At 60.2% G+C, this 22,599-nt stretch carries 26 protein-coding genes; 13 read left to right on the top strand and 13 right to left on the bottom strand.

The window, feature by feature from the left end:
• Positions 1-2: 2 nt before the first annotated feature.
• The gene (locus tag FJQ55_RS11550; RefSeq protein WP_140828059.1) at positions 3-2,099 is read right to left on the bottom strand and encodes an ATP-binding protein; all 2,097 of its coding nucleotides are present in this window, start codon (positions 2,097-2,099) and stop codon (positions 3-5) included.
• Positions 2,100-2,444: 345 nt separating this feature from the next.
• Between FJQ55_RS11550 and FJQ55_RS11545 the strand changes: the two genes are divergently transcribed.
• Both FJQ55_RS11545 and ilvN read left to right on the top strand, forming a co-directional pair.
• Entirely contained in the window at positions 2,445-4,223 is a 1,779-nt protein-coding gene (locus tag FJQ55_RS11545) for an acetolactate synthase 3 large subunit (RefSeq protein ID WP_140828057.1), read from the top strand.
• Between the two features lie 15 nt (positions 4,224-4,238).
• Positions 4,239-4,811, top strand: a complete 573-nt coding sequence (gene ilvN / locus FJQ55_RS11540) for an acetolactate synthase small subunit (RefSeq protein WP_140828053.1) — start codon at positions 4,239-4,241, stop codon at positions 4,809-4,811.
• A 65-nt stretch (positions 4,812-4,876) separates the two neighbouring features.
• Here ilvN and FJQ55_RS23880 read toward each other — a convergent pair whose 3' ends face one another.
• Both FJQ55_RS23880 and FJQ55_RS11530 read right to left on the bottom strand, forming a co-directional pair.
• Positions 4,877-5,416, bottom strand: a complete 540-nt coding sequence (locus FJQ55_RS23880; RefSeq protein WP_140828051.1) for a metalloregulator ArsR/SmtB family transcription factor — start codon at positions 5,414-5,416, stop codon at positions 4,877-4,879.
• Between the two features lie 125 nt (positions 5,417-5,541).
• Positions 5,542-6,387, bottom strand: a complete 846-nt coding sequence (locus tag FJQ55_RS11530; protein ID WP_140828049.1) for an aldo/keto reductase — start codon at positions 6,385-6,387, stop codon at positions 5,542-5,544.
• Positions 6,388-6,552: 165 nt separating this feature from the next.
• Here FJQ55_RS11530 and FJQ55_RS11525 point away from each other — a divergent pair, with 165 nt between their 5' ends.
• From FJQ55_RS11525 to FJQ55_RS11505, 5 genes are all read left to right on the top strand, one after another.
• Positions 6,553-7,146 carry a LysE family translocator gene (locus tag FJQ55_RS11525; RefSeq protein WP_140828047.1) on the top strand — a complete coding sequence of 198 codons (594 nt, stop codon included), beginning with the start codon at positions 6,553-6,555 and terminating at the stop codon, positions 7,144-7,146.
• An 8-nt stretch (positions 7,147-7,154) separates the two neighbouring features.
• Positions 7,155-7,814: a nitrile hydratase subunit alpha gene (gene nthA / locus FJQ55_RS11520; RefSeq protein WP_140828045.1), complete on the top strand. Its 660-nt coding sequence runs from the start codon at positions 7,155-7,157 to the stop codon at positions 7,812-7,814.
• On the top strand, positions 7,811-8,470 hold the full coding sequence (gene nthB, locus FJQ55_RS11515) for a nitrile hydratase subunit beta (RefSeq protein ID WP_140828043.1): 660 nt from the start codon (positions 7,811-7,813) through the stop codon (positions 8,468-8,470). Before nthA ends, nthB begins: the two co-directional genes overlap by 4 nt.
• The gene (locus FJQ55_RS11510; RefSeq protein ID WP_140828042.1) at positions 8,457-8,831 is read left to right on the top strand and encodes a nitrile hydratase accessory protein; all 375 of its coding nucleotides are present in this window, start codon (positions 8,457-8,459) and stop codon (positions 8,829-8,831) included. The genes nthB and FJQ55_RS11510 overlap by 14 nt, the downstream gene beginning before the upstream one ends.
• A gap of 73 nt (positions 8,832-8,904) precedes the next feature.
• Positions 8,905-10,035 carry an ATP-dependent DNA helicase gene (locus tag FJQ55_RS11505; protein WP_113375547.1) on the top strand — a complete coding sequence of 377 codons (1,131 nt, stop codon included), beginning with the start codon at positions 8,905-8,907 and terminating at the stop codon, positions 10,033-10,035.
• 13 nt (positions 10,036-10,048) lie between these two features.
• Here FJQ55_RS11505 and FJQ55_RS11500 read toward each other — a convergent pair whose 3' ends face one another.
• The 3 genes from FJQ55_RS11500 to FJQ55_RS11490 form a co-directional block, all read right to left on the bottom strand.
• Positions 10,049-10,561 (bottom strand): DUF4405 domain-containing protein, encoded by a 513-nt coding sequence (locus tag FJQ55_RS11500; RefSeq protein ID WP_140828040.1) that lies wholly within the window; start codon positions 10,559-10,561, stop codon positions 10,049-10,051.
• A gap of 100 nt (positions 10,562-10,661) precedes the next feature.
• Positions 10,662-11,348 carry a MerR family transcriptional regulator gene (locus tag FJQ55_RS11495; RefSeq protein WP_140828038.1) on the bottom strand — a complete coding sequence of 229 codons (687 nt, stop codon included), beginning with the start codon at positions 11,346-11,348 and terminating at the stop codon, positions 10,662-10,664.
• A 205-nt stretch (positions 11,349-11,553) separates the two neighbouring features.
• Positions 11,554-12,543, bottom strand: coding sequence for a hypothetical protein (locus tag FJQ55_RS11490; protein WP_140828036.1), 990 nt, complete (start codon positions 12,541-12,543; stop codon positions 11,554-11,556).
• Positions 12,544-12,803: 260 nt separating this feature from the next.
• Between FJQ55_RS11490 and FJQ55_RS11485 the strand changes: the two genes are divergently transcribed.
• The gene (locus FJQ55_RS11485; protein ID WP_140828034.1) at positions 12,804-13,556 is read left to right on the top strand and encodes a pyridoxine 5'-phosphate synthase; all 753 of its coding nucleotides are present in this window, start codon (positions 12,804-12,806) and stop codon (positions 13,554-13,556) included.
• Between the two features lie 29 nt (positions 13,557-13,585).
• Here the strand turns inward: FJQ55_RS11485 and FJQ55_RS11480 are convergent, their stop codons facing one another.
• Positions 13,586-14,299, bottom strand: a complete 714-nt coding sequence (locus tag FJQ55_RS11480; protein ID WP_140828032.1) for an aspartate/glutamate racemase family protein — start codon at positions 14,297-14,299, stop codon at positions 13,586-13,588.
• Between the two features lie 163 nt (positions 14,300-14,462).
• Here FJQ55_RS11480 and FJQ55_RS11475 point away from each other — a divergent pair, with 163 nt between their 5' ends.
• Positions 14,463-14,927: an Lrp/AsnC family transcriptional regulator gene (locus FJQ55_RS11475; RefSeq protein WP_140828030.1), complete on the top strand. Its 465-nt coding sequence runs from the start codon at positions 14,463-14,465 to the stop codon at positions 14,925-14,927.
• Between the two features lies 1 nt (position 14,928).
• Here FJQ55_RS11475 and FJQ55_RS11470 read toward each other — a convergent pair whose 3' ends face one another.
• The 3 genes from FJQ55_RS11470 to FJQ55_RS11460 all read right to left on the bottom strand — a co-directional run bounded on the left by FJQ55_RS11470 (position 14,929) and on the right by FJQ55_RS11460 (position 16,019).
• Positions 14,929-15,315 carry a DUF4087 domain-containing protein gene (locus FJQ55_RS11470; protein ID WP_140828028.1) on the bottom strand — a complete coding sequence of 129 codons (387 nt, stop codon included), beginning with the start codon at positions 15,313-15,315 and terminating at the stop codon, positions 14,929-14,931.
• 128 nt (positions 15,316-15,443) lie between these two features.
• On the bottom strand, positions 15,444-15,692 hold the full coding sequence (locus tag FJQ55_RS11465) for a hypothetical protein (RefSeq protein WP_140828026.1): 249 nt from the start codon (positions 15,690-15,692) through the stop codon (positions 15,444-15,446).
• A 144-nt stretch (positions 15,693-15,836) separates the two neighbouring features.
• On the bottom strand, positions 15,837-16,019 hold the full coding sequence (locus FJQ55_RS11460; protein WP_140828024.1) for a hypothetical protein: 183 nt from the start codon (positions 16,017-16,019) through the stop codon (positions 15,837-15,839).
• Between the two features lie 423 nt (positions 16,020-16,442).
• On the opposite strand from FJQ55_RS11460, the gene FJQ55_RS11455 reads away from it, so the two are divergent.
• A complete protein-coding gene (locus tag FJQ55_RS11455) occupies positions 16,443-17,132 on the top strand; it encodes a TetR/AcrR family transcriptional regulator (protein WP_140828022.1) in 690 nt (229 codons plus the stop codon).
• A 24-nt stretch (positions 17,133-17,156) separates the two neighbouring features.
• Complete coding sequence (gene ilvC / locus FJQ55_RS11450; RefSeq protein ID WP_140828020.1) at positions 17,157-18,176, top strand: ketol-acid reductoisomerase; 1,020 nt, start codon at positions 17,157-17,159, stop codon at positions 18,174-18,176.
• Between the two features lie 87 nt (positions 18,177-18,263).
• Here ilvC and FJQ55_RS11445 read toward each other — a convergent pair whose 3' ends face one another.
• Positions 18,264-18,638, bottom strand: coding sequence for a hypothetical protein (locus FJQ55_RS11445; RefSeq protein WP_140828019.1), 375 nt, complete (start codon positions 18,636-18,638; stop codon positions 18,264-18,266).
• Between the two features lie 80 nt (positions 18,639-18,718).
• The gene (locus FJQ55_RS11440; protein ID WP_140828018.1) at positions 18,719-19,201 is read right to left on the bottom strand and encodes a cupin domain-containing protein; all 483 of its coding nucleotides are present in this window, start codon (positions 19,199-19,201) and stop codon (positions 18,719-18,721) included.
• A gap of 1 nt (position 19,202) precedes the next feature.
• Between FJQ55_RS11440 and FJQ55_RS11435 the strand changes: the two genes are divergently transcribed.
• Entirely contained in the window at positions 19,203-19,886 is a 684-nt protein-coding gene (locus FJQ55_RS11435) for a TetR/AcrR family transcriptional regulator (RefSeq protein WP_246085083.1), read from the top strand.
• A 27-nt stretch (positions 19,887-19,913) separates the two neighbouring features.
• On the opposite strand, the gene FJQ55_RS11430 is transcribed toward FJQ55_RS11435, so the two are convergent.
• Entirely contained in the window at positions 19,914-21,122 is a 1,209-nt protein-coding gene (locus tag FJQ55_RS11430) for a GGDEF domain-containing protein (protein ID WP_140828017.1), read from the bottom strand.
• Positions 21,123-21,322: 200 nt separating this feature from the next.
• On the opposite strand from FJQ55_RS11430, the gene FJQ55_RS11425 reads away from it, so the two are divergent.
• Positions 21,323-22,546, top strand: coding sequence for an aminotransferase-like domain-containing protein (locus FJQ55_RS11425; RefSeq protein WP_140828015.1), 1,224 nt, complete (start codon positions 21,323-21,325; stop codon positions 22,544-22,546).
• The last annotated feature ends 53 nt before the right edge of the window (positions 22,547-22,599 follow it).

Raw genomic sequence — 22,599 nt, 5'->3', positions numbered from 1 at the left:
GTTCAATCGCGCTTGTAGAGGCTGGACAAGGGCTTCTTGAGGATGCTTTCGCGCAAGGATGGTCCGCTTCCCTCACGCCGGAGGGGCTGCGCGCCGAAGGATGGGACGGGAGTTTCGGCCTGATAGGCTGGTGCCGGCTCCGGATGCCGCAGCACGTCACTCTCACTCGCGCGCGGCAGCATGTCAGGCCGGTAAGGCTCGATGGTTGGCGTCTGGGCCGCCGTGAAAGACTGCCGCCGGGGTGCTGGATCGTATTCTTTTCTCGATATGGTAGGAGGCGTCGCTGCAGGTGCAGCGAGGCGCGAAACCTGGGGCACGTCATCCATCATGGACTCGCCGTCGAGTTCTTCGTCGTCGTAGAGACCGTCGGGCGCCCTCGGCACGTCGCTGCCTCCCATGCTGTTTTCAAACTGTTGCTGGAAGGCCGAGATATCCGGCCCGGCGATGGCGCGCATGCGAGTGACGATCGAGCGGAGGTCGACCGTGTCAGGTGTCTCCTCAGTGGTCTTGGCGTTGACGCCGTTGGCCTTCGGCAGGAGTTGCTCGCCCACCCGGGTAAAGCGCATGCGCATCGGGACTGCAATTGCCTCGCCAAAGGCGATCGCTTCGCCATTGCCAATCGAGGAGATGAAGCTCGTGGTCGAGATCGAGCTGTCCGGAATGGCAGAGCGGATGATTTCCTGGTCACGGTCGTTCGCCAGTCGCATCGCAAACAGCGTCGAGCACTGCGACAGGATCGTCTGGTCTAGTTCACCCGGACGCTGGGTGATCACGCCGAGAGAGACGCCGTATTTACGTCCTTCCTTTGCGATGCGCGCGATCGCCTGACGTGTGGGGAAGAAGCCGAGCGATGGATCAGCGGGCACGTAGCGGTGGGCCTCTTCGCAGACGACCAGCATGTGTATGGCACCGTTCGACCAAAGCGCGATCTCGAAGGCCATGCGGCAGAGTACCGAGGCGACTGAATTGACGACTTCCGAGGGAATGCCCGAGAGCTGGAACGTGGAGATCGGTCTGTCTTCTCCCGGAATGCGGAAGATATGCGCGATCGTCTCCATGATCGTGTCGCTGATCGTGTTGTTGGAGAACATGAAGTGATAGCGAGGATCATTGATCGCGGCCATGATGCGCATCTTCAGCGAGCGCAGGAATGGCTTTTCACCGCGGCCCTCCAACCGCCCGATGCGCTCGTCGATGAGGGCCATCAGATCGGCGATACGATAGGGAACGGGTGTGTCCGCCGTCATCGAACTCTTGTCGGCCGCTCGGCGCATCAGGGCGCTTTCGTTGCCGCGGAAGGCGCGCTTTGCCTCCGGCAGGAGGTCGCGCAGGATGTCGAGCTCTTCAGGAACGGGCGGACGACCGCGGAAGAGCACTTCTGCAAATTCCTCTAGGCGCATCAGCCAGAAGGGCAGGTCAAGCGTGTCTGTGTCGATGACGACGGCCAGATCCGGGAAGGCTGCGGCAAATTCGTTGTGCGGATCGAGGATCAGGATGCGCAGCTTCGGATCGCTTTCGATCGCCTTGCGCAGCAGGAGCGATACGGCGGTGGATTTGCCGACCCCGGTCGAGCCGACGACCGCGAAATGCTTCGACAGCATGGATGGAATATGGATAGCAGCGTCGATGGACTCGTCCTGCGTCAGCTTGCCGATGACGGCAGTGTCGCCGTGATGGGTATCGTAGATGCGCAGAAGGTCGGCTGCCCTTATCCGATGGGCGATGGCACCAAGATAGGGATAGCAGGAAATGCCGGTGGAGAAGACTTCTTGACCGGTTTCGCTGACATGCACTTCTCCGAGGAGTTCGACCTCAATCAGGAACTCGTTGTCGTCGCCTTCGCCCCAGTTTTTCGAACCGGTCTGCATGGAATAGGCGAGTGCAACCACACGGTTGCGTCCGACGCTGATCGAGATCAGACGCCCCACCGACCAGAGCTCGGTCAGGTCGGTCCCGCCGTGTTCGGCGACTGCTGCGATCGTGGCGCGCGAACCGTTGCAGGCAACGACTCGTCCCAGCATTCGGTTGCCCGGCCGCATCCCATCGCGGCGCTCTTTGTCTCCGGCGTCACCGGACTTGTGAAGATCATCGTTCGACAAGCGCATTCTCCCTGCTCGCGCGAGCGTATGAACAATCGCTTAAAACTTTGTGTAAGCGGGTAGCGCGATGGTAACAGGTGATCCGCGAACGCAATAAAACTGCGCCTAAGACGACGAAATTTGTTAAACGATGCGTTGACGCTAGACGGCTTTCTGGCTAACACTTCGCGTCATGAAAAACTCGATCGTTCTTATCGTGGTGGGAAGGCGCATGGGCAGGATGGTGTAACCATCCGGCGACAGCCACCCATGCGCTAGATGACAGGCTCCCTCAAGGGGCCTTTTTTTATGCCCAAAACCGGGCTATCCAGCCCCAAAAATCCAGAAGGCAGATGGAAACACAGCATGACGGGTAAAGACAATCAGATGACCGGCGCCGAAATCGTTCTGCGCGCGCTGAAGGACAACGGCGTCGAACACATCTTCGGCTATCCTGGCGGTGCCGTGCTGCCGATCTATGACGAGATCTTCCAGCAGGACGACATCCAGCACATTCTCGTGCGTCACGAGCAGGGCGCAGGCCATGCGGCCGAAGGTTATGCCCGCTCGACCGGCAAGGTCGGTGTCGTTCTCGTGACCTCAGGGCCCGGCGCGACCAATGTCGTCACGCCGCTGCAGGACGCGTTGATGGACAGCGTGCCGCTCGTCTGCATTTCCGGTCAGGTCCCGACCTCGCTGATCGGCTCCGATGCCTTCCAGGAATGCGATACCGTCGGCATTACGCGCCCCTGCACCAAGCACAACTGGCTGGTCAAGGACGTCAACCAGCTGGCGAGCGTCATCCATGAAGCCTTCCGCATTGCCCAGACCGGCCGCCCAGGCCCGGTTCTCGTCGATGTGCCCAAGGACATCCAGTTTGCCACCGGCACCTATACGCCGCCGGACGCACACAAGCCGCTGAAGAGCTACCAGCCGAAGGTCTCGGGGGATTCACGCGCCATCCAGGCCGCCGTCGAACTGATGGCGTCTGCTCGCCGCCCGATCATCTATTCCGGTGGCGGTGTCGTCAATTCCGGCCCGGAAGCGACGAAGCTGCTGCGCGAACTGGTTCAGCTCACCGACTTCCCGATCACCTCGACCCTGATGGGCCTGGGTTGCTATCCGGCGTCGGGAAAGAACTGGCTCGGCATGCTGGGCATGCACGGATCCTACGAAGCGAACATGGCAATGCATGATTGCGACGTCATGGTCTGCATCGGTGCGCGCTTCGACGACCGTATCACGGGTCGCCTCAACGCGTTTTCGCCGAACTCGAAGAAGATCCACATCGATATCGATCCGTCGTCGATCAACAAGAACGTCCGGGTCGATGTGCCGATCACCGGTGATGTCGGACGGGTGCTCGAGGACATGGTCCGCGCCTGGCGCGCCCTGCCGAAAAAGCCGGAGGCTTCGCAGACGGCTGACTGGAATGCTAGCATCGCCAAGTGGCGCGCTCGGAATTCCTTCGCCTACACCCCGTCGCGCGACGTCATCATGCCGCAATATGCCCTTCAGCGTCTCTATGAACTGACGAAGGATCGCGACACCTACATCACGACCGAAGTCGGCCAGCATCAGATGTGGGCAGCCCAGTATATCGGCTTCGAGCAGCCGAACCGCTGGATGACGTCGGGTGGTCTTGGCACTATGGGCTATGGTCTGCCGGCAGCGCTTGGCGTTCAGGTCGCGCATCGTGACGCTCTGGTCATCGACGTTGCTGGTGATGCCTCGATCCAGATGTGCATTCAGGAAATGTCCTGCGCCATCCAGCACGAGCTGCCGGTCAAGGTGTTCATCCTGAACAACCAGTACATGGGCATGGTCCGGCAGTGGCAGCAGTTGCTGCACGGCAACCGCCTGTCGAACTCCTACACGGAAGCCATGCCTGATTTCGTCAAGCTGGCGGAAGCCTATGGTGCGGTTGGCCTGCGCTGTGAGAAGCCTGACGATCTGGACGGTGCGATCCAGGAGATGATCGACGTGAAGAAGCCGGTTATCTTTGACTGCCGTGTTGCCAATCTCGCCAACTGCTTCCCGATGATCCCGTCGGGCAAGGCACATAACGAGATGCTGTTGCCGGATGAGGCAACCGACGAAGCCGTCGCCACCGCCATTGATGCAAAGGGCCGTCAGCTCGTCTGACCGGGAGGAAAAATCATGAACGCACACCTTCAACCCACCGGCTCTGCCTACTTCATCGCCAAGGAAACCGCCGCCGTCGAGAGCCATACGCTCTCAGTGCTGGTCGACAACGAGCCGGGCGTCCTTGCCCGTGTCATCGGCCTGTTTTCGGGGCGCGGCTATAACATCGAGAGCCTCACAGTGTCGGAAACGGAGCATGAGGCGCATCTGTCGCGCATCACCATCGTAACCCGCGGTACGCCAAGCGTGCTGGAGCAGATCAAGGCGCAGCTGGAGCGCATCGTCCCGGTTCACCGTGTTCTCGACCTGACGGTCAGGGCCCGCGAACTCGGCCAGGAGCGGCCGATCGAGCGGGAAGTGGCGCTGGTGAAGGTGGTTTCGACGGGCGACATGCGCGCCGAGACATTGCGTCTCGCGGATGCCTTCCACGCGAAGGTCGTCGATGCAACGGTCGAGCACTTCATCTTCGAGATCACAGGCAAGTCGTCGAAGATCGATCAGTTCGTCTCGATCATGAAGCCGCTCGGCCTCAATGAGATCTGCCGCACCGGGATCGCGGCAATGAACCGTGGTCCGCAGGGTATGTAACGAATTTGAGATTTCCCGAAATGCAAAAGGGCGGCCTCGCGGTCGCCCTTTTTTGTTTGTGCCTTTCAGTTCATTCCGAGCAGATCGAGAAGGCCCATCTGCTGCGGTGCCGGGGGTGGATCGGCTTCCGCCTTTTTTTGCTTTTCCTTGGCGGGCTTGCCACTCGCTGCCTTCGCCTTAGCCTTTTTCTCCGTCATCTTTGGCTGGGCGTCGTTGTCGGAATGGTCGGCCATCTTCTTGGTGGCCTTTTTCGAACGCGCCGGCGCGTCCGCTGCCGTTCCCACGTCGGCTTCGTCATCTGCTGTTGTGGTCGTTGTCAGCATGGCCGTGAGGGCATGGCGCAGTGCCGCTGGTCTCAGGCTGTAATGGATGTACTGTCCCTTCTTCTCACCTTCGATCAGCTCAGCATTTTCCAGGATCGAGAGATGCTGGGAGATGGAGGGTTTCGCCATGTCGAAGCGGGCGGCGATCTCGCCGGCGGTCAGGGTCGACTGAGCTAAATGAACCAGCATCATCCGGCGTGGATCAGAAGCCAGTGCGTGAAATACTCGCGAGGACGTCTTGTCCATCGCCGGATGAACATCCGTCTTGTTCTTCTTCGCCATATCGCCCCGCCTCTGCAGCCATACCCGGATTTACCCAGAGTTAGGAGATCTCCTAATTTCCTGAAGGGCTGGCGTAAAGACCATATCTCACAGGGCCTGTGGACAGCGCATGCCTTAATTTCCCGTCAGATCATCTCAAGCGGTATCTTGCGTGCAGGCGGCGGGAAGGCGGCGTCGAGGCGGGCCCAATCCTCGTCTGAAATGTCGAGATCGACGGCATTGCGGTTCTCCTGCAGCCGGCGCAGGTTCGAGGTCTTGGGGATCGGCATCACGCACTCCCGCTCCAGCAGAAACGCCAGCGCCACCTGGGCCGGTGTTGCCTGATAGGCTTTTGCGACGTGGATCAGTTCCGGATTGTGAAGGATGCGGCCCTGTTCGATCGGCGAATACGCCATAACCGGGATTCTGTGCTCCTGGCACCAGGGGAGGAGATCGAATTCTATACCGCGGCGCGAAAGATTGTAGAGCAGCTGGTTGACCGCGCAATTGTCGCCGTCGGGAACTGAGAACAGTTCCTCCATATCGTCGACGTCGAAGTTCGAGACGCCCCAGGCGCTGATACGACCGGCCTGCTTCAACTCTTCCATGGCAGCGACCGTGTCTTCCAGCGGGTGTTCGCCACGCCAATGCAACAGGTAGAGATCAAGGCGATCAGTCCCGAGCCGGTGCAGCGACCGTGTGCAGGCGGCAATCGTGCCGTCGTAGCTCGCGTTCCAGGGCAGAACCTTCGAAACCAGGAAAGCCTCGTCGCGGCGATCCTTGAGGGCCTCGCCGACGACCTGTTCGGCATCACCGTCGGCATACATTTCTGCGGTGTCGATGACCGTCATGCCGAGGTCGAGCGCCAGCCTGATTGCGTCGATCTCTGCCTGCGCCTCGGCCTTGTTCTCGCCCATCATCCAGGTGCCGAAGCCGAGCGACGGAACTGTCGTCCCGTCCGGGGGGGTGAGGCTGGGGATCCGGTCTTCCATGGTCTTCTCCTCCGGATGACGGCTGGAGGATAACAACCGGGCAGCGTCTGGCAAGCATCGATTGATGCGCCCTGTTGGCGGGTCAAGCGTGTCACGGGGACAAGAAGCGACTGGCACGGCGGGCGGCAGTCACTATGCTGGCCGTCACGAATCCAGGAGCCCCCCTTGTCCGTCGATACTCTGTTTGCGCTCATCCTGTTTGCCTTTGCCACGTCCATCACGCCGGGCCCGAACAACATGATGCTCTTTGCCTCCGGCGTGAACTTCGGTTTTCGCCGCACCATCCCGCACATGCTGGGGATCGGTGTCGGTTTCTTCTCGCTGCTGCTCGGGGTAGGGCTCGGGCTGGGTGCGCTGCTCTCTGCCTATCCGCCGGCCTTCATCGGCTTGAAGATTGCCGGTGGGCTTTATCTGCTCTGGATCGCCTGGAGGATCGGTTCCTCCCGGACGATGGGCGAGGGGGACGCCAAGGCGGCGCCCATGTCCTTTCTTTCGGCTGCTGCCTTCCAATGGGTCAATCCGAAGGCCTGGGTGATGGCGGTGACGGCCATGGCGGTTTATCCGAATCCGGAGCACTATGCTTTGACGATGGGGATCGTTGCGCTGGTCTTTGCGCTGATCAATTTTCCAGCCGTGTCGACCTGGGCTGGGTTTGGTTCGGCGCTCAGGGAATGGCTGGCCGTGCCGGTGCGATTGAAGTGGTTCAACATAACAATGGCCCTGGCTCTGGCGTTGAGCCTGTGGCCGATGCTGAAGTAGGAGTGCGCATGTCCGGGCATCATCACGACCACGACCACGATCACGGTCACGCGCATGACCATGACCACGATCACGACAACCGTTATTCCGACATGGAGGCGCGGGTGAAGGCGCTTGAGACCTTGCTGACCGAGAAGGGCCTGATCGATCCAGCCGCGATCGATGCGATCGTCGAGACCTATGAGACCAGGGTGGGCCCAAGAAATGGTGCGCGGGTCGTGGCCAAGGCCTGGGCCGATCCTGCGTTTGCCGAATGGTTGAAGCGGGACGCAACGGCGGCGATTGCAAGCCTTGGCTATACCGGGCGTCAGGGCGAGCACATGCGGGCGGTGTTCAATACGCCCGACACCCACAATCTCGTCGTCTGCACGCTCTGCTCCTGTTACCCCTGGTCCGTGCTCGGCCTGCCGCCAGTCTGGTACAAGGCGCCGGCCTATCGATCGAAGGCCGTCATCGACCCGCGTGGAGTGCTTGCCGAATTCGGCGTGACACTTCCATCCGGGACGCAAATCCGGGTGTGGGATTCGACGGCTGAACTGCGGTATCTTGTCATTCCGCTTCGCCCTGACGGCTCCGAGGGTTGGAGCGAGAAGGCTCTAGCAGATCTCGTCACCCGCGATGCGATGATCGGGACAGGTCTGGCACTTTTACCGGAGACGCTGCGATGAACGGGCCGCACGATCTCGGGGGACAGATGGGTTTTGGACCGGTGGCGCCGGAAGCGGACGAACCGATTTTCCATGCCGATTGGGAGAAGCGGGCGCTCGGGCTGACACTCATTTGCGGTGCGTTCGGCGCCTGGAACATCGACGAGAGCCGGCATGCGCGCGAGACGATCCCGCCTGCCGATTATCTGGCGGCGAGCTATTACGAGGTGTGGATTCGCGGGATCGACATGCTGTTGGAGCGGCATGGATTTGCGAGTGGGGAGGAATTGCGGGCGGGCCGTTCGCTCGGAGCCGGTACCGTGCCGAAACGGGTGCTGAAGGCCGATATGGTGGAGGGCGTTTTGGCGCGCGGCGGTCCTTGCGACCGGCCCGTTGATGCCGAGCCACGGTTTGCGGTCGGGGACCGGGTGAGAACGAAGAATTTTCATCTGACGGGTCATACCCGGCTGCCGCGTTATGCGAGAGCGAAGTCCGGGGTCGTCGAGGCGGTGCAGGGCGGGTTCGTGTTTCCGGACGACAACGCACATGGTCGCGGGGAGAACCCGCAATGGGTCTATACAGTCGTGTTTACAGGGGCCGAGATCTGGGGCGAGGGTGCCGATCCCAGCCTGACCGTTTCCATCGATGCCTGGGAGAGCTATATTGAGCACATGTGAGACAGCGTCGCCGCTTCGCGGTTCGCCCGGCCTGCCGCTGTCGGGGGAGGGAGAACCCGTTTTTGCCGAGCCCTGGCAGGCGCAGGCTTTCGGCATGACGGTGCATCTTCATCAGCGCGGTCTGTTTACCTGGGGCGAATGGGCCGCGGCACTGTCGGCGCAGTTGCACCTGCCTGACCGCGCGACCGATGGCAGTGACTACTTCGGCGCCTGGGTCGCCGCTCTGACGGGACTGCTGGTCGACAAGGGGCTTGCGGACACATCGACGGTGCAGGCTCTGCAAGAGAGCTGGCAACGGGCGGCGCAAGCGACACCTCACGGCTCGCCTATCGAACTCGCCAACGATCCGCTGCGAGCATAATGTCCACGATTTGTTCTGCTTTCTTCGGCTTTTGCCTTGCATCGGGCCAACGAATCCGCGCATGACCTAGGCCATGCAATTCGCGCCCCAGCAAGACGAGGCCCTCAAGGCCGTTTCGAAATGGTTGAAGGAGGGGAAATCCCCCGTCTTCCGGCTGTTTGGCTATGCCGGAACGGGCAAGACGACGCTCGCCAAACATTTCGCCGAACATGTCGATGGCGACGTCTTGTTTGCCGCCTTCACCGGCAAGGCCGCGCAGGTTTTGCGCTCGCGTGGCGCGTCGAATGCCAAGACCATTCACTCGCTGATTTATCGCCCGCGCGGCGAAGAGGCGGTGGAAGACGAGGAAACCGGCAAGACCTCGATCGCGCCGATGTTTTCGATCAACCGGCAGAGCCCGGTTGCGAAGGCGGCCCTCATCGTCATCGACGAATGCTCGATGGTCGACGAGGCGCTCGGGCGTGACCTTATGAGCTTCGGCACGCCGATCCTGGTGCTCGGCGATCCCGGCCAGTTGCCGCCCGTCTCCGGTGGCGGTTTCTTCACCGACCAGGAGCCCGATTATCTGCTCACGGAAATTCATCGCCAGGCGCGCGACAATCCGATCATCCAGCTCGCGATGCATATCCGCGAGGGCAAGGAAATCATGTATGGCGACTATGGCTCGACGGCACGCGTGATCTCGAAGAATGAGGTGACCCAGGACCTCGTGCTTGGAGCCGATCAGGTGCTGGTCGGGACCAACAAGACGCGGCGGCGCTACAACATGCGCCTGCGCGAGCTGAAGGGCTTCACGGTCGATTATCCGCAGGCCGGGGACAAGCTGGTGTGCCTCAGGAATGATCAGGTGAAGGGTCTGCTGAACGGTTCGCTCTGGCAGGTCATGACCTCGTCGCGCGAGACGGTGAAGCCCGGCATCAATCTCCTGATCAAGCCGGAAGACGACGACATGGATCGTGGTGCGGCGAAGATCAAGCTTCTGAAGGCGGCCTTCGAGGACATCGAAACCGAAGTGCCGTGGTCGACGCGCAAGCGTTATGACGAGTTCGATTATGGATATGCACTGACTGTGCACAAGGCCCAGGGCTCGCAGTGGAACGATGTCGTGCTGTTCGACGAGAGCTGGGCGTTCCGGGATACGCGCGAGCGCTGGCTTTATACCGCCGTCACCCGCGCGGCAGAGACGCTCACCATCGTCCGGTGAGCGCCCTCTGGTTTCACCTGGATTTCAGACCTGCGAGCGTTGCCATCAGTTCCATGGTATCCTTGCCCGAGGTTCTGGCGATCTCGGCGAGCGGCTTTTCGCTGTCGACTACGGTGAATCCCTGTTCTCTCAGGGCGGCTACGACTTCTACATCGGACTTTCCGAGCAGCGGCCCAACCTGTGCCGGTGTCCCGGATGCGACGACGTTGACCATGGCGAAGGCGGGGTTGCCGCCTGGGCCGTTCGCTGTCCCCATGATCGCCGGCCCGGCGAATACAAGACCGGCCACGAGACAGAGGCCGAGCGAGAGCGCCATCGGCGGACGCTTGAAGTAGCCGAGAAACGGCCGCCAGTTCCTCCAGACATGCAGCAGGAAGGGCAGGATCAGCACCATGCTCAACCATTCGTGCATTTCGCGAAAGGCTGAAGCGCCAAGGTGAAAGAACAGCGCGATGCCGGAGATCAGGGAGACCAGGAAGAACCCGGTGGTCAAGGGTGTGGCATAGCGTGAAAGATAAGAAGGCATGACGAACCTGCGAATTGTTGACCTCACGCAGGTTCTAGCGAGCCGTCCGGCGTCCGTCCCGTTACAAACTCTCCACCTTTGACGATGGGCAAACCTTGCTTCAGCTGATCACGATACCGAGGAGCACAGCTTTGGCGACGGCCTGAAAGCGATTTTGGGCGCCTACCTTGCCAACAATCTGCTGTTCGATGTCTTCGATTTCGGAAACCTTCATCTCCAGCATGCGCGCGATCCGGATGGTCGTATAGCCCTCGGCCATCAACTGCAGGCAGTTACGTTCGATCTCGGTGAGTTCAGGGCCGCTACTTTTGGGGGCATGCTTCGCGTTCGCTGACTCCTCGTTCTCAAGGAGCGCATTCACCTGCTGCAACTGCCGATGGACCATAGAAAGACCGGCTGCCAGTTCACGACGACGGGTCGCTAAGGCATCCTCGAAGATCAGGTTGGCCTCCGCTTTGGACTTGGCAGTGGAGAGGAGCTCGAAGAGGTCCTGGATGACAGAGATCGGCATGCCGATCTCGCGACAGACATTGATGACGGCCATGCGGGCGATGTCGCCTTGCTGGTAAACGCGCATCAGTCCGATGCGGCTGGCCTCGATCAGGCCTTTCTCCTCGTAGAAGTGCAGGGTGCGGTGCGTAACGCCGAAGCGCTCGGCCATGTCGGCAATGGCCACCGGTTCCAGTGGCAGATCGGTGCTCGGGATGATATCCGGCAGGATAACATCCTGCCGTCTGCGCGTGAGAGCTTTTGAAATGGATTGCAGATGGTGTGGTCCGTTCGGCATGTCCCCTCCAATGGTTTTGCGGTCCGCCCTTTGCCGGACGTCTCTCGCCTGTTCCTGTCCTCAACTCCTTTTGTTCCGTCGTCCGGATCCGGCCGCCAGACTCGCTGCCGCAGATCTAGAATACACGATATATTCGTAAATGTTAAAATAACTTTGTCATGAAGCTTGTAAGGCTCTGTGAAGCCTATTCCCGCGGGGAAGGTGTTCAGCTGTGGGCGCAGGTGAGCGCGAGCAGATGCGGAATTTCCGCGATCACATCCCTGTTCTTGTCGAGACCGGGCCATTGCTGTTGGTGCCGAAGTGCACGGAGATAGGCGGCATCCGAGCGGTCGAGGCTGTAGCGATAGGTCGCGTCGAGGCACAGCATCGCACTCGTGGAAAGGCCGTTGGCATGGCAGAACTGGTAGATGCGCCCCGGGATCGTCAGATTCGCACCGGCGAATTCGTTGGCCGCAGCGCCCAACTTCAGGATGTCATCCGACACGGGGATCGTGCGAGCGTCATCCAGCAATTCCGTCCCAGTCCGGAGATGGCGCAGACTGACCCTAAGGGCGGTATTGTCTTTAAGGTCAGCCTCAAGTTCGAAGTGCAAGGGATCTGCGAGACCGCCTTTGACCAAGGGGCCTTCGCCGATGGGCGCGATGCAGACGGCCCAGAGCCGGTTCTGCCAAAGCCTGATGGCATTCAAGAAGACGGAGCTCCCGTCGCTCACGTTGGTGGGAGGGGCGAAGAAGAGTTTCGGCAAGCCCTGTACCGGGCCCGTCGGATCGATACGCGTCCGGCGGGTCAAGGTGTTCAGGTCAGGGAGGAGGTCGCCATCGGCGCCCTCGTCCTTTGTCGCCCGTGAGGCGCCGGCCAGTTCATACACCGGTACATAGCCGCCGAGGGGGATGCGTATGCGAAGCGGTTCTTCGCGTCCTTCTTCTGCGTAGAACAGATTGAGCAGTTTGCGCAGCTTGCCCGCCTGGACCCGGACCAGCGGATCGGTACCCGGATCAAAACCTTCGCCCCGGCTGAATACGTCGATGCCAATCGTGTAACCCTTGAGCTGATGGGCAAGGCCCAACTGCTCCATCTCCACTACGAATTTGAGGAAGCAGCGCAGCCGTTCCGAGCGCGCGAAGGTGCGGCTTCGGAGGACTTTGTGCAAAGCCTCCGCCACCATTGCGTTATCGATCCTCAGTCCGGTCGTCATGCGTACTCCAAGCCGTGCCGGCGCATGCTGCGGTATGCCACCATCAACAGGCCGATACTTGTGAGATCCGTCACAATAATTAAGCTGACTAGTGGAAAGCGCGGCAGGGTCAATACCCTAAAGTCTAGGAGGGTATTCCGAGTTATTTCTCTTGCCCATCCATCAGCCGCGCCGATCAGTGCATCTGCAATTCTGGTTGGTCTTCTGGCGCTGAATGTCCTACATCTGCGGCCAGTCATTCCCGCCTCGGAACAGAAGTCATGCCCGCCAAGCTCTCCGTAAATCTCAATGCCATCGCGATGCTGCGTAACCGTCGCGATCTTCCCTGGCCCGATGTCGCGCATCTTGGGCGGATCGCGCTTCAAGCCGGCGCAAGCGGGCTGACCGTGCATCCACGGCCGGACCAACGGCATATCCGCTTTTCCGACCTGCCCATCCTGAGAGCCCTGATCGACGACGAGTTCCCGAATGCGGAATTCAACATCGAGGGCTATCCCACGGAAGAGTTTCTTGCGCTCTGCGAGGCGGTCGAGCCGGAGCAGGTGACGCTTGTCCCGGATGATCCGTCTCAGGCCACGTCCGACCATGGATGGGATCTGGTGAAGCATCAGGAGTTTCTGAAGCAGGTGGTGGGACGACTTCGCAATGGCGGGATCCGCGTTTCGCTTTTCGTCGACGGTGACGGACGGGCCGAGTCGATGCGGCGCGCGAAGACGACCGGGGCGGAACGGGTCGAACTTTATACCGGACCTTATGGCGGCTGTTTCAATGACCTTGAGGCAGCGAAGGTCGAGGTCGAACGGCTTGGCCAGACGGCGGATGCAGCAAAGGCCGAGGACCTCGCGGTCAATGCCGGTCATGATCTGACCGTCGCCAACCTGCCGCTGCTGGCAAAGCGCATCCCGCATCTCGCCGAAGTTTCGATCGGCCATGGCTTGACGGCCGATGCGCTCGAATATGGGATGGCGGAAACGGTTCGGAGGTTTTGCAGGGCCTGCGGTCAGGCGATTTGAGCGATCGCCTGCACCGGCTATCCCGGTCGTCAGGCGGCGCGCATCCCGATTGCGTCCTCAAGGGAAAAATCAACGGCGGCCTGGGCGTGGATCGTGGTGGAATCATAGCCCGGGAGGGGCAGGGCGTTCGGGTCGAGGATCAGACAAATCTCGGTGCAGCCGAGGATAACGCTGTCTGCGCCTTCCGCCTTGGCTTTCTCGATGATCGCGAGCAGTCTGTCGCGGGACCGATCCCGGACATGACCGGCGCACAGTTCTTCAAAAATGATGTCATGGGTTGCTGTGCGACCGTCTGCGTCCGGCACCATGATCTCTACTCCATTGCGCTTCATGCGTTCGGCATAAAAGGGATGCTCCATCGTATAGCGGGTCGCGAGCAGCAGCGGGCGCTTCGCGGCACCGGCCTTCAACGCCTCCGCTGTCGCGTCGATGATGTTGATGAGTGGAACCGTAAGGCCAGTTTCAACGTCGCCTGCAACCATGTGCATGGTGTTGGTACAGATCAGGATGCAACCGGCGCCGGCCTTTTCCAGCCCCATCGCGACGTCTGAGAGACGCTTGGCTGCCAGATCCCAACGGCCGGCTTTCTGCAGTGCGACGATCTCCGCGAAGTTGACCGAGTGCATCAGCACTTCAGCCGAAGCGAGGCCGCCCAGCCGAGTCCGCACGGCTTCATTGACCTGTCGGTAATAGACCGCCGAACTTTCGAAACTCATGCCGCCGATCAGGCCAATAGTCTTCATAGTGCATCTCCCTGTGTGAATGGACACATGATGCCGCCGGAAGTGCGGGATGGGGTTGCGATTTTTTGAGCCCCGAAGGCCCTTGGCGCCTCCAATCAGGCGCGATATGATCTTTTGGCGCAATATCTTTGCGCACGGGCCGGGGGATCCAGGGAGCGATGGCGTGATTGACGAAAGAGACAGGAAGATTCTCGAACTCCTGCAGCAGGATGCGTCTATCGCGATTGCTGATCTCGCGGAGCGGGTATCGCTGTCGACATCCGCCTGCTCGCGGCGTGTCCAGAAACTGGAGGAACAGGGTTACATAGCCCGGCGCATTGTCGTGCTCGACCGTGACAAGAGCGGCGTGCCAACGACGGTCTATGCTTTGGTGAAGACCGCACACCACGCCGATGACTGGATCGAGGAGTTTCGCCGTGCGATCAGCGACATTCCGGAAATCGTCGAGGCCCACCGGCTGACGGGCCATTACGATTACATCCTGAAAATGGTGCTCCCGCGTGTCGAGCATTACGACGTCGTCTATCGGCGCCTGGTCAAGCGGGTCGAATTGTTCGATGTCTCTGCATCGATCTCCATGGAGACGCTGAAACACGGCCTCGCCGTGCCCGTAGATTATGCGAGGTGAACTACTCCGGCTTGGGCAGTGTCTTGTCGTTGCGGCATTTGCTGATTGGCAGTTGCTTGACACTGTAGACGGCCGTGACGCGGCCAACGAAACTGTCGCCGAAATCACCGCTGCGTTCGGTCTCGACCTTCATGCAGCCGCAGGCATAGCCATAATATCCGTTGGTCTTGACGAAATCGCCGGCGCTGAAGTCCGGCATGTTTTCCATGCCGAGAGGCTCTTGATCGGAGCCCTGCGCCAGGAGCATCCACGAACCGTCCCTGTCATTCAGCCAGTAGTTGCCTGGGGTCGGGTTCTGGATCCAGCCGCATCGGTTCTCCGCGGCGATCGCGCTGCTTGCGGCGGTCAGGGAGAGGGTGAGGGATAGAATAAGCGGGTATCTGCGCATGGAGGCTCCTTGAGTCGAAGCCTAGAATAGTGCTCTGTGTGCAGTCGGAAACCGCCAAGATTGGGCATAGCCCTGCAAGAATGCGAAAGTCCCGGAGGTGGTCCGGGAACTTTCAACAGGCGCATTGATCAATACTCGTTGGACAGGGTGCGTCCGACGAGGGTCACCGACCTGTCCGGGTTCACCCGGTAGATCTCGCGTACGTCGCGCCCATCGGCGTCGGTGAAACTATGGAAGAAGCGAGTGCCGACGGGCGCTACTTCGGCATGAACTTCAGCCTGATCATAGGTAATCGATCCGCGTATCGGTTCCACATTGGAGATCGCGGTCGATCCCGCGACAACGGCCATCAGGGCCGAGGAATAGATGGTTTTCATGGGAATGCCCCTTATTTAAGCGGTAAGTCGTCTGTTATTCAAACGCCGATCCAGCCAGCCGTCGCTCAGCTTGCGCCCGGCGGTCGTCTTGCATGTCAGGTTTCTGTAGGGTCAGATCGCGAGACTATGTGGGCGATCGCAAAGTCAGAGCGCTGGTGATGATCGTCGTCGTAGGCCGTTCGCCCGCGAAGCGCAGACCGCGACAGGAATCTTGTCGCCTGCCTTGGCGAAGGCCGGTATCGTCATCGTCATTCCGATCGCCAGAACAGCCAGGGCTTCGGGCAACCATGCCGAGGTGCTTGCGACTGCTGCTGCGAGATTGTTCATCGACGTCGATATCCTATGCTGCATCGAACTGCTTGGTTCGATGCGACTGATTTGGCGTATCTCAAGCCGATATTCAATACCCCTTTGCGCACAATCGAACTGATCGGTTCTGCCGAATCCGTAAAGAGCCCCGTTCCGTTTCTAAAAAATATATCGTAAAAACAATTATATAGGACGAATATGCCACCGTCGTTTTGCTGTAACATATAACCGTTATTTTTTGTTCTGATCACCCTTTTGTGAGGCCCGCTCAACCAGGGCGCGCGGGTCGCGGCGACGCCTTTGACCTCCGGTTATGTGCGTCCGTCACCGCTTCTGTCAAAAAGGGAGAAATCAGCCAAATCGTCGGCAGAGTGGCTTGACCTCCGCTCTGCGCATCGTCATAAAGACAGGAACCGTACCGTACGGTACTTGGAGTTCCGCATGTCCGTCGACACCAGTCAGAGTTCAGAGTTCACCCCGCGCCAGAACGCCGTATTGGCCGAGGCGTTGCGTCTGCTCGTGGAAGGGGGAGACAAGGCCGTCACCACTGCGGGTCTCGCACGTGCTGCCAATTGTTCGAAGGAAAGCCTCTACAAGTGGTTCGGCGACCGTGATGGTTTGCTGTCAGCAATGATTTCCTATCAGGCGAGTAAGGTTCGCACCTTCGAACGGCCCGGTGAGCGCCTGACGGTGGCGACTCTCACTGACCATCTCGACGTGTTCGCTCGTGACCTGCTGGAGGTTCTGGCGGGCGATGTGTCGCTCGCACTCAATCGTTTGGCGATTGGCCAGTCCAGCCGGGACGGTTCCAAGTTGGGTACGCTCCTTCTCGAGCGCGGCCGTCGGCAGATCGACCGCCGGGCGCGGGCGCTGCTTGATGCCGGCCAGCGCGACGGACTGTTGCGCTTCGGCGACGGAGAGGAAGCCTATCGCACACTCTACGGCCTGATCGTCAGCGACCTGCATGTGCGCATGCTGCTCGGCGAGGCCCCTCAGACACAAAAATTCGGTGCGCGTGCTGCGAATGCGGTTTCCGCCTTCCTCGCGCTCTACGGCACCGACCGCGTTTCGGCGGGACTGGACGGGACTTCCCGTCCCAGCGCGTCGATCAACAACATCCACCACAACTGACAAAGCATAGGGAAGGACACTACAATGCGCGTCTATTACGATCGTGATGCGGACTTGAACCTGATCAAGTCCAAGAAGGTTGCCATCATCGGCTACGGTTCCCAGGGTCGCGCCCATGCGCTGAACCTGAAGGATTCCGGCGCCCAGAACGTCGTGATCGCGCTGAAGGCCGGTTCCGCCACGATCAAGAAGGCCGAAGCCGATGGCTTCAAGGTCATGACCGTTGCCGAAGCCGCTGCCTGGGCCGACCTGATGATGATGGCGACGCCTGACGAACTGCAGGCCGACATCTACAAGGCCGACATCGCTCCGAACATCCGTGACGGTGCTGCGATTGCTTTCGCACACGGGCTCAATGTTCATTTCGGTCTCATCGAGCCGAAGTCGTCCGTCGACGTCGTCATGATCGCTCCGAAGGGCCCGGGCCACACGGTTCGCGGCGAATACCAGAAGGGCGGCGGCGTTCCCTGCCTCGTTGCCATCCATCACAACGCCTCGGGCAATGCCCTTGAACTCGCTCTCTCCTACGCCTGCGGCGTTGGCGGCGGCCGTTCGGGCATCATCGAAACCTCCTTCAAGGAAGAGTGCGAAACCGACCTCTTCGGTGAGCAGGTCGTTCTGTGCGGCGGTCTGGTCGAATTGATCCGCGCCGGCTTCGAGACGCTCGTCGAGGGTGGCTATGCGCCGGAAATGGCTTATTTCGAGTGCCTGCACGAAGTGAAGCTGATCGTCGACCTTATCTATGAAGGCGGCATCGCCAACATGAACTACTCGATCTCGAACACGGCCGAGTGGGGCGAATACGTCACTGGTCCGCGCATCATCACGGCTGAAACCAAGGCTGAAATGAAGCGCGTCCTGCACGACATCCAGACCGGCAAGTTCACCTCGGACTGGATGCAGGAGTACCGCGCGGGTGCTGCCCGCTTCAAGGGCATCCGCCGCATGAACGACAGCCACCAGATCGAAGAAGTCGGCGCCAAGCTCCGCGCGATGATGCCGTGGATCGGCAAGAACAAGCTGGTCGACAAGGCGAAGAACTAAGTCCTTCGCATCTGTCTGATACGACAAAGCCGGGGAGGGCGACCTCTCCGGCTTTTTCGCGTCCGATCCTGTGGGGCGGGCGTCTGGTCATGCGATCGCCCGCTGCGCCATTGCGACGCGCGCTGCAAAGAGCAACATGCCCAGGATTGTCAGGATTGAGCCCACGATCGCCGGCCCCTCGGTCATGCCGAGCACAGCCATGGCGATGCCCGGGATCATAATCCAAAGGCCGAAGGTTGCCACACCGATGTGGATCTTCGCCAGCCGTGTTTCAGCGGCTCGTGGTACTGCGTGGTAATAAAGGCCGTAAATGGCCATCGACACCCAACCCAGCAGGTTGAGGTGCGCATGGGCCGTCATCAGCGTGTGGTCGTGCGAGGCGGCCATGACGATGCCGAAGGCCATGCCGGCCAGGGCGTAGACGGCTGCTGAAACGATACAGAAATATGCCAATCCGCGCATGAGGCGAACCTTTCGAGATAGGATGAATGAACGTCAGGTTGAGATGCACAAGGCTTGTGCATCCATGCTGGGTGCAGGGCTCAGCGATGCGGCGGCGGTAGGATCTTGATGCCGAAGCGTTCGGCTTCCGAAGTGAGGCGCGCGACATCGGGTGCACCCATGGGCGGAAAAGCCGTCGTTTCAAACTCTACGGGCTCACCGACGGCCCGGAAGAAGTTTTCATGCGGGCCGCCAGGCAAATTGATGATCAACATCCTGGATGGTGTGCTCGCAGCGTTGCGGAATGCGTGAACCGTCCCGGGGGCTATATAGACGAATTCGCCAGGTCCGCACCGGCGCCAGGTGTCGCCCAGCATGAATTCGAATGTGCCCTCGGTCACAAGAAAGGCTTCCGCGTCCGCCTGAAGGTGCGGCGGTGCGCCAGCCCCCGGCGCCGAGCAGGATTCCACGATCGAGAACTGACCCTCTGTGTCGGCTGCGCTTGCGCGGAATGTCAGTAGGCTACCCAGAAAATGGACCGTCTGAGCATGGTGGATAGTCGCATCTGCAATTGTCGTAGTCATCTTGCATTTCCTCTCCTTTGTGATACTTTATCCCGTAATGAGATTGTTGTCTCATAATGAGGTGAAAATGAGCAGTCAAGTAAAAAGTTTCGAGCGCATCAACCAGAAGAGGAGAACCCGTGCCGAGTTGCTCCGCGCTGCTCGAGAACTGACGGAGCGTGGGGCGCAGCCGTCTGTGGCCGAGGTTGCGGATCACGCAGGCATCTCGCGCGCTACTGCCTATCGCTACTTTTCCAAGCCAGAGGAAATGATCCGCGAAGCGGTGCTCGATGCTGTCGCCACCTCAATCCGCATCGAGCCCGTTGCGTCCGGTGAGGGGCCCGAGGCCGTGGGTCGGCAGTTGCAGATCCTGGTTGGCCGCATATTTGATATGGTTCACGAGAACGAACCAATGTTCCGAGCGCTTCTTGCCAGTACTGTCACCGGCGATAGCAACGTGAAACGCGGCGCGCGGCGGATTGGCTGGTTGACGGAAGCGCTGGAGCCGCTTCGGGCGCAATTGGCTCCCGCTGATTTCCAGCGGCTGATCTATGCCCTGTCGCTGCTGACTGGCATTGAAACGCTTGTCGTCCTTGAAGATGTCTGCGGGTTGGATGCGCAGGAGGCCCGAGAAACGGCGCTCTGGGCGTCTAAGACGATGCTGGCGGGTTTGATGGGCGACGCCGGCGGTCCTGCTGCAAAGTGAAGCCGGGCGCTGCTTCGCGCTCTGCGGTCAGGTCACATCCTGCATGCGCTCGACGGTGCGTGCACAATTCCGGCCGGCTTGCTTGGCGGCATAGAGCCCCTGGTCTGCACGGCTGATCAGGGCGTGAGCACCGTCATCGCCGTCTTCCAGGCAGGCCAGTCCGATGCTGATGGTGAGGGGATCAGAGGGTTCAGCGATCCCTGAAAGATCGAGCATAGAGACTTTTGAAAGGAGGCCAGTCGCAAAGGCCTCGGCCTCCTTATGGTCAGCCTTTGGCAGGATGACGGCGAATTCCTCTCCGCCGTAGCGGGCGGGATAGTGGGAGTGGACGGCGCATTCGTCGCGCAGCATGCTGGCGACCCTGCGCAGACACTCGTCGCCGGCCAGATGGCCATAGGTGTCGTTGAAACGCTTGAAATGATCGACGTCGAGGAGGAGGAGGGAGAGAGAGCCTAACGAGTGCGCCTCTTCCACCTCCGCCTGCAGGCGGTTGTCGAAACTCCGTCTATTGGCGAGGCCGGTCAGGCCGTCTGTCGAGGCATGCCGAACCAGTTGCTCGTTTGCCTGCCTCAGCTTCTCATTGCTCTCGGCGAGTTCGATAACCAGTTTGCCGGTTTTCTGCTCGGCGGCCTGCCTTGCCTGTTCAAGCTCGACCAGACGGGTCATGTAGCTTGCCTGGAATGCGACATAGGCAAGACAGATGGGGATCATCAGCCAGTCGCCCTCACTCAGTGCCGCGACATTGACGATGCCGATCATGATGAGGATCACCAGCGCGGTCGACGCCGGCGCCATGTAGGCACGGGCAGCGCAGGACTGGACGATGCCGCAACCGACCGCCAGGACCACGACCTGCGCCTGCGGTCCGGAGCCGAGATAGAGGATCGCAAGCGACAGTCCCCAGGCAATGCCGGAGAGAAGCGAGACCAGGATGAAGCCGAACAGCCAGGGCTTGAAAGCTGCATCAGGGACACGGCGCCGGAACATGGTGTCGGCAATCAAACGGATGAGAAGCTGGACGGCGAGCACGACCGCCACCGCCATCACCTTGCCTCGGTTCCCTTCCAAGTAAGGGAGGATCGCAGCCGCCAGGAGAGCCGCCGCTGCGATGATGTGTGGATCGATCCTGTAGAGTTCCGTCAGTTGCTCCCAGGGCGGCAATCGTTCCTTGTCGTCCGCGCCGATCATGGGTGTTGCAAGCGTCTTCAGGAGTGGTGGCGGGGTACGGTCGGGCATCAGCGATTCGCATTCCGGATTGGCATTGCATAGGTTTAAATCTCACAGCATTCCCATCAGTTAACGATGCGCCTTTGCGCCCAAAAATGACGCTGCCGATCGGTTTGAAACCTGGATGCACATCGATAGGTCAGTATTGTTGACCTATCGATGTTTTCGTGATCTTCTGAGGCCATAACGACAAGCCTGAGGAAACCCCGATGCTGAACTGGGACCACGTCTTTGCCACGCGCGCCTCGCGCATGCGCGCGTCTGAAATCCGCGAATTGCTGAAACTGCTCGACCGGCCGGAGATCATTTCGTTCGCAGGCGGCATCCCCGATCCGGCATTGTTTCCTACTTCGGCCTTTGAGGCGGCCTATGCCGACATCTTTGCCAACGGGCAGGCCGCCTCTGCCCTGCAGTATTCGGTCTCGGAAGGATATTTGCCGCTGCGCCAGTGGTTGCAAAAGGAATTGGACCGTCTGGGGATTGCCTGCGGCGTCGACAATATCTTCATTACATCGGGCTCCCAGCAGGCGCTGGATTACCTCGGTAAGCTGCTGCTGTCGCCGCGTGACACGGCGCTGGTCAATTGGCCGACCTATCTCGGCGCCCTCCAGGCATTCAACGCCTATGAGCCGACTTATGACCAGCTCAGCTTTGGCAATCGCACGCCGGACAGCTACCGGGCTGCAGCCGACAATGCCGGCGGACGGGTCAAGTTCGCCTACCTGTCCTCCGATTTTTCCAATCCCACTGGTCAGACGGTCACGCAGGAAGAACGGCTCGCGCTTCTCACGCTCGCCGACGAGCTCGACGTGCCTGTGATTGAGGATGCCGCCTATCAGCATCTGCGTTACGACGGCGAGGCGATTCGGCCGATCCTGTCGCTCGACATCGAGCGCCACGGATCGATCGAGGAGACGAGGACCATCTATTGCGGCAGTTTCTCCAAGACGCTCGCCCCTGGTCTTCGGGTCGGCTATGTGGTTGCAGCGACCCCGGTCATCCGCAAGCTGGTCCTGATGAAGCAGGCGGCGGACTTGCATTCTTCCTCGATCAACCAGATTGCCATTACCCATGTCGCCGAACGCCATTTCGATCAGCAGGTAGCTAAAATCAAAGCCGCCTATTCGGCGCGGCGCGATGCCATGCTTGCCGCGCTTGCTGCTCATATGCCGGCAGGCACGAGTTGGACGGAACCCCAGGGCGGCATGTTCATCTGGGTGACGCTGCCGGAGGGACTTGATGGGACCGAGCTCCTGGCGCGGTCGGTCGAGACAGAAAAGGTGGCGTTCGTTCCCGGGCAAGCCTTCTTTGCTGACCGGTCGGGTACCAATACCCTGAGGCTCTCCTTCTCCTGTGCCAATGAGGCAATGATTGCCGAGGGTATCAAGCGGCTCGGACGACTGATTGCCGCAAGTTTACGGGTTGCTGCCTGATCTAAGCAACGGATTGCCTCAAAACTACGGATCGCGCTGACTGGGGCATCTGT

Source organism: Rhizobium glycinendophyticum (assembly GCF_006443685.1).
Taxonomy (GTDB): Bacteria; Pseudomonadota; Alphaproteobacteria; order Rhizobiales; family Rhizobiaceae; genus Allorhizobium; species Allorhizobium glycinendophyticum.
This window is presented reverse-complemented; position numbering and strand designations above follow the sequence as displayed.